This is a genomic window from Tautonia rosea, assembly GCF_012958305.1.
GTDB classification, from domain to species: domain Bacteria; phylum Planctomycetota; class Planctomycetia; order Isosphaerales; family Isosphaeraceae; genus Tautonia; species Tautonia rosea.
In genome coordinates, this window is record NZ_JABBYO010000033.1 from 1 (window position 1) to 14,257 (window position 14,257).

Annotated in this window: 7 protein-coding genes and 2 pseudogenes; 5 read left to right on the forward strand and 4 right to left on the reverse strand. The window is 62.9% G+C overall.

All coding sequences use genetic code 11. The features are described from left to right. Positions 1-479: 479 nt before the first annotated feature. Complete coding sequence (locus tag HG800_RS26435; RefSeq protein ID WP_169981321.1) at positions 480-1,742, reverse strand: cell surface protein; 1,263 nt, start codon at positions 1,740-1,742, stop codon at positions 480-482. A 205-nt stretch (positions 1,743-1,947) separates the two neighbouring features. On the opposite strand from HG800_RS26435, the gene HG800_RS26440 reads away from it, so the two are divergent. From HG800_RS26440 to HG800_RS26450, 3 genes are all read left to right on the forward strand, one after another. Beyond that, positions 1,948-2,943 carry a DUF6384 family protein gene (locus tag HG800_RS26440; protein WP_169981324.1) on the forward strand — a complete coding sequence of 332 codons (996 nt, stop codon included), beginning with the start codon at positions 1,948-1,950 and terminating at the stop codon, positions 2,941-2,943. A gap of 7 nt (positions 2,944-2,950) precedes the next feature. Beyond that, on the forward strand, positions 2,951-4,519 hold the full coding sequence (locus HG800_RS26445; protein WP_169981327.1) for a hypothetical protein: 1,569 nt from the start codon (positions 2,951-2,953) through the stop codon (positions 4,517-4,519). A 397-nt stretch (positions 4,520-4,916) separates the two neighbouring features. Then, positions 4,917-7,049 carry a S9 family peptidase gene (locus tag HG800_RS26450; protein ID WP_206352482.1) on the forward strand — a complete coding sequence of 711 codons (2,133 nt, stop codon included), beginning with the start codon at positions 4,917-4,919 and terminating at the stop codon, positions 7,047-7,049. 287 nt (positions 7,050-7,336) lie between these two features. Here HG800_RS26450 and HG800_RS26455 read toward each other — a convergent pair whose 3' ends face one another. Continuing rightward, positions 7,337-8,158 carry a tRNA(His) guanylyltransferase Thg1 family protein gene (locus tag HG800_RS26455; protein WP_169981329.1) on the reverse strand — a complete coding sequence of 274 codons (822 nt, stop codon included), beginning with the start codon at positions 8,156-8,158 and terminating at the stop codon, positions 7,337-7,339. A gap of 230 nt (positions 8,159-8,388) precedes the next feature. On the opposite strand from HG800_RS26455, the pseudogene HG800_RS26460 reads away from it, so the two are divergent. Continuing rightward, positions 8,389-9,190 (forward strand): annotated as a pseudogene (locus HG800_RS26460) (IS5 family transposase). Positions 9,191-9,215: 25 nt separating this feature from the next. Here HG800_RS26460 and HG800_RS26465 read toward each other — a convergent pair. After that, positions 9,216-9,950, reverse strand: a pseudogene (locus HG800_RS26465) (DNA-3-methyladenine glycosylase I). Positions 9,951-10,034: 84 nt separating this feature from the next. Between HG800_RS26465 and HG800_RS26470 the strand changes: the two are divergent. After that, positions 10,035-11,084, forward strand: a complete 1,050-nt coding sequence (locus HG800_RS26470) for an ADP-ribosylglycohydrolase family protein (protein ID WP_206352483.1) — start codon at positions 10,035-10,037, stop codon at positions 11,082-11,084. A gap of 28 nt (positions 11,085-11,112) precedes the next feature. On the opposite strand, the gene HG800_RS26475 is transcribed toward HG800_RS26470, so the two are convergent. After that, the gene (locus HG800_RS26475) at positions 11,113-13,686 is read right to left on the reverse strand and encodes a hypothetical protein (protein WP_169981332.1); all 2,574 of its coding nucleotides are present in this window, start codon (positions 13,684-13,686) and stop codon (positions 11,113-11,115) included. Positions 13,687-14,257 lie beyond the last annotated feature (571 nt).

Below are 14,257 nucleotides of genomic sequence, written 5' to 3' on the forward strand. Positions count from 1 at the left end.
GCCACAGTCACCGCTCCCCCACGCATATCGGCCTTCGGGCCATCGAGGATCGATCAGGTCTGGAGCCTCTTGGCCGACGAGCACGCTGCCCCCCTCTGCGTAAGTGTTCGGCCGAGCCCGTTCTTGACGGAGCGATCGATGGCGACTCGGCGGCCGGCTCCGGGGAGTCTGGCACGACCCTCACCGGAAGGAAGGTGGGGAGGAAGGTCAACTCGAAGGAAGGGCTTCAAACCGGGCCTACCCCTACGGTCGCGTGAAGAAGCCTGAGCGGTCTTGGAGTTCCAGAGAGCGCAGAGAACTCGTAAGGGCCTCTGGATCGTCGCTTTCGTGAAAGAAATTGGCCAGTTTCTCTCTCCGGTCGGGGCAGCCAGGTTCGAGCTTAGCGTGCACTCAGGTCCGGCAACCCTCGACCGGGAGCGATTCGTCTTGGAGCTTGACCAGCCTCCATCGGAGTCCTCGCTGGTCACCTCTTCTTAAGATCACTTGTTCTCAAGGGCGGCCGACTTGGAGGCGGTACCGCCGCCGAGGGCGAGGCGAGCAAGCGTCTCCTGGTATCGCTGCTTGCCCTCTTCGACAACTCGACGAATCTCGGCGGCGTTCTGCTCGCTCTCCTGCCGCAGCTCGGCGATCAGCTTCAACGAGTCGACCTGGTAGTCGGAGATCGCCCGGACAAGCTTTTCGACCGACTCAGGCCGGATTGTCGAGCCGTAACCAGCCTTGATCGCCGCGTGCTCAAGCTCTCGGCCCAGCTCAGCAACGTCCTCCAGGCCCCGGTTGATCCCCTCCTTCATCGCTTCGTGAGACTGGGTCGCCTCATGCAGGCCATGCTGCGAGGTGTAGACCGTCCCCAGCACGGTAAAGACGTGCTCATTCGTGGTAAAGAAGGTGACCGAACGGCGGTAGACCCGGTCTTTTACGTCGTGGGTCTGCTTCAGCTTGGTGATCAGCGTCTCGCCCACGTCGTAGCCGATCGCCAGGTCCTCGGCAATATCCTTGAGGAGCTGGTAGGTGCGGTCGGACTCTTCGTAGGCGTCCCGGGCTTCGTCGCGGGTCAGCTCCAGCCGCGCCTTGACCGCGGGGTCGTCCTCGGGGGCGTCGTCGATCTCCCGTTGCGCCTCGGCAAGGCGAACCTTGGTAGCCTCGTACTGCGGCGAGTAGATCTCGAAGAGTTCCCGGGCGGCAATCTCGGCCTCCTTCAGAGCGAAGCGGAAGTCGATGTAGCCGTCCATGATCGCCTCTTCGCGATCGAGCTGATCCTTGGTGTCGGCGGCGACCTCTTTGTAGGTTTCGGCGATCTTGTCGAAGCGTGCGGCCGGGCTCCCTCTTCGCATCCGCATCCAAAGGTTTTGAGCACGCTCGATCGGGCCGATCTTGCCGTCGGAGAGCTGGTTAATCAGTGCTTTGGAGTCCTCTCGGACCGAGTCGAATGCCTGGGTGATCTCGAGATAGCGGTCGCCGACGTTGATGTTTTCAACGTTGTCTCGCACGAGCCTGTTAAAGCTGCTCATGTACCTTACGGTGTTGCCGATGGCCAGAACCCTCGGCTCATCGACGTGCTTGACCTCCTCCAGCAACCGGATCATCTCGTGAGTGAGATCCGGCTTTGGGGTCACATCGAACTTTTTGAGAACCTCCAATGCCTGGTCCAGGTACTTCTGCGTTCCTGAGACGACGGCCGGCGGCCCTCCTGTGTTCGATTCAAGAGTCTTGTTCGACGACTTTTTCGTGGAAGATCGGGCCATGGAGGTCGCAGCTCCTTGGGGGTGATGGAGGCAGGGTCCCGTGGCTCCCGCCGACGCCTCGGCCGAACCCGCTCGATGTTAGGTTCGCATACCGGCACCCGACGGGGAAGCAGGAGGTTCCCTCCAGTACCGGTGACCTCCTATGATAATACGGCCGTTCGGAGGCGCCTCCGGACCGGCCGATCGCTTGCACGAGTCAGCCACCATGCCCCCGCCGCAGTCAACGACCTTGTTGCCGACAGAGCCAGCCCCCTCGGGCAGCCCAGGCGATCCGAGCCTCGGGGAGATGCTTCAGATCCTTGAGGCCTCCGCCCGGATGCGCAAGGACCGCGACCTGGTGGCCGAGCAGCTCAACCTCAACGAGGTGAAGGCCCGCCTCCGAGACCGAATTCTTGCCGCCGCCCGGGCCTCAGGAGACCCCGTCCGCCCCGAGGAGGTCGATGTGGCGATCGACCACTACTACGATTCACTCTACGACTTCCGAGAGCCCCCGTTGAGCCCCGAGGTCGCCCTGGCCCACCTCTACGTTCGGCGATGGTCGCTCTCTGCCGTGCTCGTGACCTTCGGCATCGGGCTCGCGCTTCTTTGGCTGTTGCTGCTCCGGCCGATGGCCCCACTGTCTCCCTCTGCCAGGACCGAACGGGCCGTCGCCTCACTGAACCAGCGAATTGAGCAACAAGCGTCCCAGCTTACCGCCCTGGCTGAGGGCCCCGAGGCTGCAAATCGCATCGAACAGCTCCGGAACGAAGCTCTCGCCCTTGTCGAGATTCAGGACACCGCCGGTCTGGAGCGGGTCCAGGCTCGGCTCGATCTCCTCGGTGAGGCGCTCCAGGCCGAGTACGACGTCGAGATCGTTCGAGAGCCCGGCCGAATGAGCGGCATCGACACTTATTACAACGACGATCAGGGCCGTCGCCTCGCCGGCTACTACCTGATCGTCGAAGCCCGAGGGCCCGACGGCCGACCCTTGCCACGCCCCATTCGCAACGAGGAGACGGGGCAGACCACTACCGTCACAACCTGGGCCGAACGGGTTCCCGAGGCGGTCTACCAACGACTTCTCAACGACAAACAGGCCGACGGCCGGGTCGACGATTTCCTCTTCGCTGTCAAGCGAAGGGGGCAGCCGGACGAACAGGTCCGTATGCTCGGAGAGGACGGCCGTCCCCTCTCTCGGCTCGGACAGATCACGGAGTGGTGAGCCGATCATGCCCACCGATGGCCCGACCGTTTACCGAGTCTTGCGGGAATGGCTGAACGAGGCCCAGAACGAGGCTGATCGGCTCCGAGCAGAGTCGTCCAGGCTCGACTCCCGACGTCGGGAGCTGGCCGCGGAACGCGGTCGGGCGCTGCACGAGCTGGCCCGCGCCGACCTGCCCGAGATGACGAGGGAAGCCATTGACCACAGCTTCGAGCAGGCCCGATCGGACCTGCTCGCCCTGCTCGACGAGAAACAGCGGCACGAGGCCGGCCTCCGCAACCGCCTGCTTCAGGCCGGCGATGAGGCCCGACGCCTGGAGTCCAGGGCCGACGGACTGACCGATCGGCTCAACGCGCTGGTCACCCGCCGAGAGGAGCTCGAGCAACAAGTTGCCGACGCCCTGAAGTCCGACGCTGACTTTCGGAAACGTACCGAGCTTGCCGCCCGTGCCGAGGAGGACCTCCACCGCGACGAACAACGCGCCGATGAACTTCGATCGGAGGCCGAAACCAAGCTCCCTGCCTTCCGCTCCAGCCCTCTCTTCCGCTACCTCAACGACCGTCACTACGGCACCCCCGAGTACACCGGTTCTGGCCCGACCCGAGGGCTGGACCGCTGGGTCGCCCGCCTGATCAACTATCCCCGGGCCCGCGTCGCGTTCGAGTTCCTGAGCCGCGTCCCCGCGTTGGTCGAGGCCGAGGTCGCTTCCCGTCGCGATCGGTTCGAGGAGCTGATGGACCAGGTTGATGCCCTCCAGCAGGCCCGCGCCGACGAGCTGGGATTGACCGCCGTTCTCGAGGAAGGACGCCGCCTCGGGGCCGAACGGGATGCTACTGTCGCGAGCTTGGAGCAGTCTCGAAAGTCGGCCGACGAACTCGACCGCCAGCTCGCGGAGCTCGCCTCGCTGGAAAACCCCTACTACCGACGTGCTCTGCAGCGACTCCAGGAATCTATGGATCGTGCCGAGACGGCCGTTCTCCGCAGGAGGGCCGCCCTCACTCCCGCCCCCCGAGACGACGAACTGGTCGATCGACTCTCCCGTGTGGACGCCGAGCTCGACCGACTCCGGCACGAGGCCTCTTCGCTGGACGGACACCGGTCCTCTGCTGACCGAACGCTAGAGGCCAGCAGAGAGCTCGTCCGCCGATTCCGGTCGGCCAACTACGACTCGGCCCGTTCCGTCTTCTCTGACCGGCTGAATCTAGAACGCCTGCAAGCTGGGCTCGTCCGGGGGTCGATTGACTTTGAGGGAGCCTGGCACTCGATCCGAACCTCTCAGCAGTTCTTGCCCCATCAGCTCGACCGAGGGACGCCGGGCCTCCCCGGGACTGACGTGCTGAACTCGCCCGAGGCTCGTATCCTGGTCGAGGCGATTGGCGCCGTGCTCGACGGCGCGACCCGAGGCTCCGCCTGGCGAGGCGTCGAGCGCCGCTCCGGCGGCCCCCGCCCGCCCAGCCCTTGGTCGACTCCCGGTCCCTCGTCCGGCCCAAGAGTCCCTGTCACTCCGCGTCCCCAATCTGCTCCTCGTCCCCCTCGCAGTCGCCCCGGCGGTTTCACCAGTGGTGAGGGGTTTTAGGATTTTTCTTGCTGGTTCCTTGACTCACCCCTGGGGACAGGTGAGTCGACCTGATCTTCGATCGGTGGGGAATCACTCCTTTCAGCATTTCCGAGAGTCAATTGCCTGGGGACTTCGACGTACAACTCGGTCTCCTGAAACAGGAGAGGTGTTGACATTCGCAAGCGGTGCGTGCGTTGGGGAACCCGAACGCGGGATCGGTTCTGAGTGTTTCAGGGGACACGAGTCGCGGATTATCCGTCGGTGTGGCGACGGCTTCCGCGGTCCTCGGGGGCATGCTATGGTCTGAAGGCCACTGATGTGCCAAAGGCCGGATCACCCGAAAAAATCGATCGGAATCGGCACGATCTTTGGCCGACGGACACCCGGATCGACACCGCCCGAGAGGAGCCCTTGCATGACCGTTCGAACTAGGGGTGTGAGCGCCTTCGCCTTCGCCTTGTTCTGCCCGCTCGTGATCGCCGCGGCGGCGATGCCCCAGGAGGTACCGAAGCCACCCAATGCACGGATCGTGCCAGAGCGGTTGGAGGCGCATGGGGATGTTCGGATCGACAACTATTACTGGCTCCGCAACCGTGACGATCCCGACGTAATCGCGTATCTTAAGGCCGAGAACGCCTACACCGCTGCCATGCTCGCCCCGACTGAGCCGCTGCAGGAGTCGCTTTACGAGGAGATCGTCGGGCGGATCAAGCAGGACGATGCGACGGCGCCCGTCCGCGACGGCGGCTTCATTTATTACGCTCGCTACGAACCGAGCAAACAGTACCCGCTGCTCGTCCGCAAACAAGGCTCACTCGACGCCGAGGAGCAAGTGCTGCTCGACCAGAACGAGCTGGCCGAGGGGCACGCCTACTTCGCCCTGATGAACGACGAAGTCAGCCCCGACGGGAGCATCCTCGCCTTCGCAACGGACACGACCGGTCGGCGCATTGCCACGATCCGCTTTAAGGACCTCGCCACTGGCACGATGCTCGACGATGAGATTCCGGAGGTCACCGGGAACCTCGCCTGGGCAAACGACAATCGGACGATCTTTTATGCGAAACAGGACCCTCAAACCCTTCGGTCGTTCCGGATCTTTCGCCATACGCTGGGAACTGACCCAGCCAACGACCACCTCGTCTTCGAGGAGCCGGACGAGGAATTCTCCTGTTATGTGAGACGCACCAAGTCGGATCGTTATCTCCTCATCACCTCGAGTCAGACGCTCAGCACCGAGTCCTGGTTCCTTGACGCAGACGAGCCGGAGGGAGACTTCGCAGTCGTTCAGCCGAGGCAGCGCGGCCTGGAATACGATGTCGATCACCTGAGGGACCGGTTCTTGATCCGGACAAACCTCGACGCCGAGAACTTTCGGCTGATGGCCGCTCCCGTTGCCTCGCCCGGCAAGGAGCACTGGGAGGAGATCGTGCCCGGCCGTGACGACGTCTTCTTGCAGGGGTTTGAACTGTTCACCGATCACCTGGTGACCGAAGAGCGCCGTGACGGGCTCGTCCGCCTGGTCGTCCGGCCGTGGGACGGCGGTGCCTCATTCGAGGTCGACTTTGGCGAGCCAACCTATGCGGCCGGCATCGGCCCAAACCGGGAGATGGACTCGACGACGCTCCGATACGTCTACACCTCGTTGACCACGCCACCTTCGTCGATCGACTACGACCTCTTGACTCGTGAGGCCACGGTAATCAAGCGGGAGGAGGTGCTCAGGGGCTTCGATCCGGAGGATTATGTCACCGAACGGCTGCATGCGACAGCGGAGGACGGGACGGAGGTCCCCATCTCGATCGTCTACCGTAAGGGACTCCCGAAAGACGGAAGTCGGCCGCTGCTGCTATACGGGTACGGATCGTACGGCAATAGCACCGACGCAGCGTTCAACCTGTCACGTTTGAGCCTTCTCGACCGCGGCTTCGCGTTCGCCATCGCGCACATCCGGGGCGGTCAGGAACTCGGCCGGGCCTGGTACGAGGACGGCAAGCTTTTGAAGAAAATAAACACGTTTACCGACTTCATCGCCTGCGCCGACCACCTTGTGAACGAGGGATACACATCTCCCGATCGCTTGTTCGCCCAGGGCGGGAGCGCAGGGGGATTGCTCATGGGGGCGGTCATCAATCTGCGTCCCGAGCTGTTCCGAGGGGTGATCGCCGCTGTCCCATTCGTCGATGTGGTGACGACGATGCTGGACCCGACGATCCCGCTGACTACCTTCGAGTACGACGAGTGGGGCAACCCGGGTGATCCGGAGTATTATGCCTACATGAAGTCCTATTCGCCGTACGACAATGTCGAAGCGAAGGCGTACCCGAACCTGCTCGTGACGACTTCCTTGCAGGACTCGCAGGTGCAGTACTGGGAGCCGGCGAAGTGGGTCGCCCGGCTTCGGGCGACGAAAACCGACGGCAACCTCTTGCTCTTCCGAACTTACCTGGAAGGGAGCCACGGAGGGGTCTCAGGGCGTTATCGTCGCTACCGGGAGACGGCCTTCGACTACGCCTTCTTGCTCAGCCTGGCGGGAATCGATCACTAAGACTCCGTTCACGTTACCCTTGCCATTCCGACCAAAACCCTCGCCCGGTGAGACCTCGCTTGGAGCTCGAGGTCTCGCCCGAGCGATGCGCTGCCAGAGTGCCGCTCCTCCCGCCACGACGGTTGGACGATTTCAGACCGGAATAGGAGATGGGAACTTGGGTTTGTGATCGATGGTTGGGGGTTCCCCGTCGCAATTGTGCTCTTCTCGGGAGGCCTGGCGGATTCCATCCCACGCAACAGTGGGTATCCCGACGTAGTTCAGCCGGGCCTGAGACTTCGTTTGGATCACCGGAACAGCAGCCGAACTCGTTCCTCATGAGGATAGGTTCTCAGGGGCTCCAGGTTTAGTTCCACCACCACCCCGACTTCTGAACGATCTGGAGAGCGACGCAGGTAAGTTCCCCGCTTGAACGACGCCGGAGCGCGGTTCCAGTGGACCCCTCGGGCTCTCAACAGTTCCATGACCTCGGCCCGCCCTTTACCCATCAACGCCTGATGGTCGTAGTGGTGCTGGGCAAGCATCGAGAGTGAGTTGCGCGTTGCATCGATCTCTCTCCAGAGCATCGCGTTGGCCGCCTCGTCCAGGTTTGGAACACTGAACGCTCGAGCATCGAAGCATGGCAGGTTCTGGGGCGTTGTTCGGGACCAGGCCCCACAGGAACATGGGGGCGGGATTTCCGGCAGTTCGGCAGGGAGAGTTCGATCCCACCACTCGTCCCTGGTTGCATAAGGACAGGGAGGCTCGTGAGTTGAGGTGCCAATGACCTTCTCCGGGATGAGCTCGGGCAGCAGTCGATTGAACAGGCCAGTGGTGGTCGCTGCCAAGAGTCTCGTAATCTTGCTCTGCTTCGCACCGAACCAGAGTTGGTCATCCGCCTCCTCGGCAAGAAGCACCAAGCTGATCTCATCGCTCTGCGTGAAGGCAACGACGGCCCCCGTTTCGAGGACGAGCTGCCGGGCCGTTTCGATCATCAGCCGGGTCAAGCGGGGGTCGAAGGGCCGACGAAGTCCCCGAGTCCATCGGGAGAAGTTCCGCCCGTCGACCCGGCAGACCACCGGCAACATAGGCATGAACCGGCCCGTGGCGCGGGCTTCGTAGCCCTTCATCCGTTCCGTGATGTCCGACCGACCTGTCCTCCGCATTCCTTTCCCCCCGATCCTCATTCGTTTCGAGGTCTCCGAGCTTGATGCTGGACCGGAGACACAGCCAATCTCGAGGCGGTTCGTAGGGGACAATCCGCCGAGGAGTCGCGGGTCACCTCGTCCCAGTTCTGTTGCCCGTTGAGCCAATCAACCCCTTAAGAGCCTGTAGGGAAAGCGTGACCTAGCCTTCCGGTATGGACACACGACTCCCGTACCCCAGCGACCTGACCGACGCCGAGTGGGCCCAGGTCTGTCGGTTCATCCCGGCGCCCAAGCCCGGCGGCCGGCCCGCCAAGCACCCCCGACGCGAGATCGTCAACGGCCTGCTGTATCTGGCCCGCACTGGCTGCCAGTGGCGGGCCCTGCCGCACGACCTGCCCCCCTGGGGCACCGTGCAGTGGTACTTCCGCCTCTGGAAGGCCGATGGCACCTTCGACCGGCTGATGGCCGAGCTGCGCGGCGACCTGCGGGCCGCCGAGGGTCGGCCCCGCCAGCCCTCGGCGGCGATCATCGACAGCCAGTCGGTCAAGACGACGGAAAAAGGGGGCCCCGAGGCTACGATGGCGGCAAGAAGGTCGTCGGCCGCAAGCGTCACCTCCTGGTCGACTCGCTCGGCCTGATCCTCGCCGTGGTCGTCCACGCCGCCGACGTCCAGGACGCCGAGGGGGCCAAGCTGGTCTTCGCGGCGATCCGCGGCCGCTTCAGCCGGCTGCGACGGGTGTGGGCCGACGGCGCCTACGCCCGGCTGGCCGCCTGGGTGCGGGCCTGGCGTCCGGCGTAGCCGGTGCGGCTGGAGGTGGTGCCACGCCGGCTGGCCCACGGCTTCGAGGTCCTGCCGCGCGCCGCTGGGTTGTCGAGCGGACGTTCGCCTGGCTGGGCCGCTACCGCCGCCTCTCGAAGGACTACGAGGCGACCTGCTCCAGCGGCGAGGCGTTGATCAAACTCGCGATGGCGCATCTGATGGCTCGACGGCTGACAAAGAAGCTGAATCGATAGCTTTCCCTACAGGCTCTAAGGACGTTCATCGAGAGAAGCAAGCGCGGTGTCCGAATGGGATCGTCGCCACATCCATTGATCCCCCAAGGAGGTTCGGGAAGAGTTCATTGGCCTCCTCAGGTCCATTGACCTCCGAATGCCGGAAACAGCTCACGAGGTGGTCTTTCACCAGCCCAGTGGTCTGCATGAGGGCGTAATAGATCGTGGTCCCCGCAAACGCGAATCCCGGGTGCTTCAGGTCCTGACTCAAGGCCTCCGACTGCTGGGAGCGGGTCGGGACTTCCCTGATCGACCGCCATTGGTTGCGGATCGGGATTCCCTCGACGAACCGCCAGATGTAGGAGTTGAAACTGCCAATTGCGTCCTGGACGATCAGGAACTCCTGGGCGTTATTGATCGCCGCGCGAACCTTCAGCCGGTTGCGGACGATGCCCGGGTCGGCGAGCAAGTTGTCGACCTTCCTCCGGTATTATCAAGCAACGACCGTTGGATCGAACCCGTCGACAACAACCCGATAGCGGTCTCGATTCTTGAGGATCGTGTCCCAAGTGAGCCCAGCTTGAGCCCCTTCGAGAATCAGGAACTCGAACCATTGTCGATCATCGTGGACCGGCACTCCCCACTCCTCGTCGTAGTAGCGAATCGCCAAGTCGTTCCTGGCCCAGTCACAGTGGCATTGGTCCATTTCCTTAGGCGCTTTGACGTTTCTCTTTCCTCGAGGGCAAGAAATGTACTCAATTGAGTTACAACGTCGCGCCATGCCCCGCCATAGCCCTCAACCTCTGACTCTTGTAAGATGTTGTCGGTGTTCTTCCGCCTGATTCTCAAGACGACAGTTTCTCCGATGGTCAGCAGCCCGATCACGATCACGATCGACCGTCTTTCCGGGACACTTCTGGGCACTGCCCTGGGGGACGCCCTGGGTCTGCCCGCCGAAGGGATGTCGGCTCGTGCCATCGCCCGACGCTTCGGGCGGGTGGACCGGTTCCGACTGCTGGGCTCGACCGGCTATGTCTCCGACGATACGGAACAGGCGGCGCTCGTTGCTCAGGCGCTTGCGAGGAATCCAGACGATCGGGAGGCGTGCGTGCATACCTTCCGGCGTTCTCTGCTCGGCTGGTTCTGCCGGCTGCCGTTTGGCATCGGACTGGGTACCGTGCGGGCGTGTACTCGGATCGCCTTCGGGTGCTCGAGAAGCGGGGTCTTGTCAGCGGGAAACGGGGCGGCCATGAGGTCGGCAATCGTAGGGGCCTTCTTCCACGACCAGTCGGAGCAACGGCGAGCCTTCGGAAGGGCACTCGCTGAAGTAACCCACCGGGATCTGCGGGCGGTCGAGGGGGCGCTCTACGTGAGCGAGATGGCCGCCGCATGTGTTCGGAGCATCGAACATTCGTACCTGATTCACTGCCAAAAGGAAGCCCGGCGGTTTGTGACCGACCCCCAACTTGGCGCAGCGATCGACAAGGGAACGGAGCTGGCCCTGTGCGGCTCGGAGGTCTCGGAGGCGGCGAACGCCCTCGGTACCTCTGGGTTCGTCGTCCACACGCTCGGCTTCGCCACATATTGTTTCCTCAGGTTTGGCGACAACCCCATGACAACTTTGACAAACGCGATCAGTGCCGGTGGGGACACCGACACCATTGCTGCGATCCTGGGCGGTTGGCTTGGGGCTCTGCATGGGGAGTCTGGGTTGCCCGCCGACCTGATCGGCAGGATTCAGAATGGTCCGTTCGGACCAACTCACCTCCGAGCCCTCAGCCATTGTCTCGCCCAGATTCATCTGGGAGAGTCCTGCATGGTACCGAGATATTCCCACACTGCGGCTCTGGTGAGAAACCTGTCGCTCTACCCAGTCGTCCTGGGGCACGGCTTCAGAAGGTTGTTCCCCTTCTGAGGCCGGAGTCGCAACAGACTTGGCTCGATCACTGGGAACGACTCCTACGAATCCTGTTGAACACGAACACCGCGACGAACAGCAACACCGCAACGGTCACGACCACGACAAGCGTTGGCCTTCCTGAAACCGTGAACGGGACCGGTGGGCATTCCGAGGGGCGATATGCGTAATCTCCCGGCCAGGTGGCGGCCACGCGCCAGGTCCCCGTCGTTGCGTCCTCGATCCGGTCGGAGAACTGCCCATCGTCCCTTGTTCGCACGCCGCGAACCCAGGAGGTCCCGTCCGGGCGAACATAGCGGAGGATCACGGGCACATCAGCTCGCTCTGGTCGAAGGAATCCGTTCACAATGACCCTGCCACGTGTTACGACCGGTTCCAGGAGTTGGACCGTCGAGGACGGACGCGCATAGACATCGAGGGAGATCCCACCGAGGGGCACCGGCGCGACGTCACCCGCATCGGTCGAGACACGCACCGAGACTGTTCGCATCACCGGCTCGGAAACCGTGGGAGGAACAACTGTGACCTGCAGACCACGACGCTCACCCGGTCCGAGGACAAACTCGTACTCCTCCAGCTCGACGGCCCAATCGCCTGGGAGTGAAGAGCGGTCGACCTGGAGAAAGAATCGCGCAGGCTGGGGACCGGGATTGGTGATCTGGAAGCCGTGCTCAACCGGGCTCTCGGCGTACTCGTCGGTTACGTTCTCTTGTGCCTGCTGGTTTCCAGGATTCAGATCACCCGCACAGCTGAGTTCCGCCAGCAGGCAGAAGTGCTGGCCGGCTCCCAGTGCGCTCGAATCAGGCGTCCAGTCGAGGACGACGACCCGCTCCGCGTCGGGCCCACCCGCGGCGCCGAGGTCCACCGTCGTCTGATCAAGGAATTGCCAGTCAGAAGGGGACTGACCGGCTCCGAAGGGTGCCCAGGAGACACGTACCTCAACGTCCTCGGCCGGGCCTTCTCCCAGATTCCGCAGCCGGACATGCACTCGGTTGAGGTGGTCGAGCCACAGCGGATCACGATTGCCCAGCGGGTCGGGGTTGGCGTACTCGTCCCAGTCATTGAGCAAGAGTCCCCCTTCCAGTTCGATCCGGCTGTCGATCCAGACGTCCACCGTCTTGTACGGAGGCGGGTCCGGGGCACCCCAGGGTGTGATTTCGACGTCGGGCTGGGGACTGGGTGGGTAGACGATCTCAATGCGATGGTAGCCATCACCGAGATCCTCGGCAATCGAGACGGTCAGCCCCGCGACCGAGTCGGGAGCAAAGACCTGAGGAGCCTTCCAGGTGGCATCGTCAAGGGGGTTCAACGCATTGCGGACCATCAGGCCGGGGTCGTCGATGGGTTCGAGGGGCGTGTCGTCAACGATTCGAACGATCCCCCTGCCCGGGCTGCGGCTCTCATCGACGGTGGCGATCAGCACGCCCTGGTCCGGCAGGCCCTCATCCGACCCCTGCCACTTGCGTGCCTCGATGAGATAGTACAGCCGCCCGTCGGAGCTCACTGGAATCTTGATCACCCGCACACAATCGAGGCCAACCTCAGGACACGGCGTAGAGGGGTCGTCCTCAAGCGGCTGCAGGACAAGGGACGCCGAGTTAGTCGAACCTCCCAGGGGCGGACGCCGCACGATCCGCACGACATCCCTGTCGGCATCATCGAGCAGTCCCAGCTGGATCTGGCTGTACCCGATGGGATAAGCTGGTCGGGATTCGAACTCGGACGGGTTGAAGGTGCCAACGCTGCCGCGAAGCCCGTACGGCGCCGAGGGATTCGTGTCCCCATTGCCCAATAGGGCCCAGCGGGCCGTGAAGTCGTCGTCGATCGACAGGAGTTCCACACCGAGGACATCGGAAAAACCCGAATACAGATCATAGAGGTCCGGCAGCCAACCGATCGCGTGCATCAGCTCGTGGGCATAACTTCCCAGGCCGGACTCGTAATACAAACTCCCATCCTCGAAGGCCCCAACGCGAGTCTCCGAGAGGATCGCCACGGTCACGGTGCGCGATTGGCCGATGTCGTCGGGGACTGGCCAGGGGTATCCGCGAGCAAGCCAATCGGCCGGAGTCCCTGCGGGGATCGTGGGACTCGGCGGGGGCTTCCAGAATGACTCACGGGCACCGAGGTGGACGGCCCAGTCGTGGATCGAATCGTTGTTGCGCCGGTCTGCGTGGCCGGCATGAACCACGAGGATGGCAGGATAGGGAGGGGCCGTTTGATCGAAGCGCGGCCAGTCGATCGCCCCCGCCAAGGCGTCCGGATCGGTGTCGCAGGCGACGTCGGCGGCGTAGAGGGCATCGATCGCCAGCCGGATCGGCACTTCGGTCCCCCGACCTCCCGCGCCGTAGTCGGCCTGAACGCCTGGAATGGCGAACCAGGTGTCGTCCCTCGCCCCGAGCGTTCTCACGTCCAGTTCAAAGGTGCCGAAGCTGACCTCTCGGATGTACCCAGCCACCTCGCCCCGGACCCAGGCATCGATCTCCGCGACCGTCGACTCGGGAGAGATGTCGGCGAAGCGCACGGGGACAACGAGGACGGGGATATCGACCGCCAAGGCTTCTGTCGGCAAGTTGATCGAGCTAATCAGCAGCGACACGATGAGCCCCAGGCGTCGAGGCCGTAAGTTGGCTCTGTGAGGACCGTTTCTGAATGTGATATTGGCTGACATCGCTACCTCCCATGCTTGGAAGGAACGAAAAAAAAGCCCCGAGGCGCATGACTGCACACTACGGGGCCACCCTGACCGGCTCCAGCTTGCCCGACGAGAGCGAGCCGAGTCGATAACGTCATTTTATCGCTTGAACACGGAGCGCGATACGAAAATCGAAATCACTCACACACAAACCTTTCGATCGGAGCAAATGGCTTCACGATCCCCAATAACCCAGCCTTCCTGTTTCAGATGAACCGCCGCTCGAAGTCGGCTCAGCCGAAACTCACATGGCGGTGATGATCTCCTGGGAAATGATCTCCCTTGAGTTACGGCCCCCGATAGATCATCTACCTCTGCCAGGTTCTGGGCTTGGAGTTGCCCACCATCGACCTCTGGTAACGACTTGAGGATGATCCCAATTCGACGACAGAGAAATCACCAAATAATCATCTTGAGGATGAAACCCATTCTCTGGATCCCATCGATCGAGTGCATACTGGGAAAGTTTTAATCA

What these genes read in the sequence shown, in the direction of transcription:
- HG800_RS26435 (WP_169981321.1), bottom strand. Translation starts at nt 1,742, where the DNA reads ATGGCCCGATCTTCCACGAAAAAGTCGTCGAACAAGACTCTTGAATCG.
- HG800_RS26440 (WP_169981324.1), top strand. Translation starts at nt 1,948, where the DNA reads ATGCCCCCGCCGCAGTCAACGACCTTGTTGCCGACAGAGCCAGCCCCC.
- HG800_RS26445 (WP_169981327.1), top strand. Translation starts at nt 2,951, where the DNA reads ATGCCCACCGATGGCCCGACCGTTTACCGAGTCTTGCGGGAATGGCTG.
- HG800_RS26450 (WP_206352482.1), top strand. Translation starts at nt 4,917, where the DNA reads ATGACCGTTCGAACTAGGGGTGTGAGCGCCTTCGCCTTCGCCTTGTTC.
- HG800_RS26455 (WP_169981329.1), bottom strand. Translation starts at nt 8,158, where the DNA reads ATGAAGGGCTACGAAGCCCGCGCCACGGGCCGGTTCATGCCTATGTTG.
- HG800_RS26470 (WP_206352483.1), top strand. Translation starts at nt 10,035, where the DNA reads ATGGTCAGCAGCCCGATCACGATCACGATCGACCGTCTTTCCGGGACA.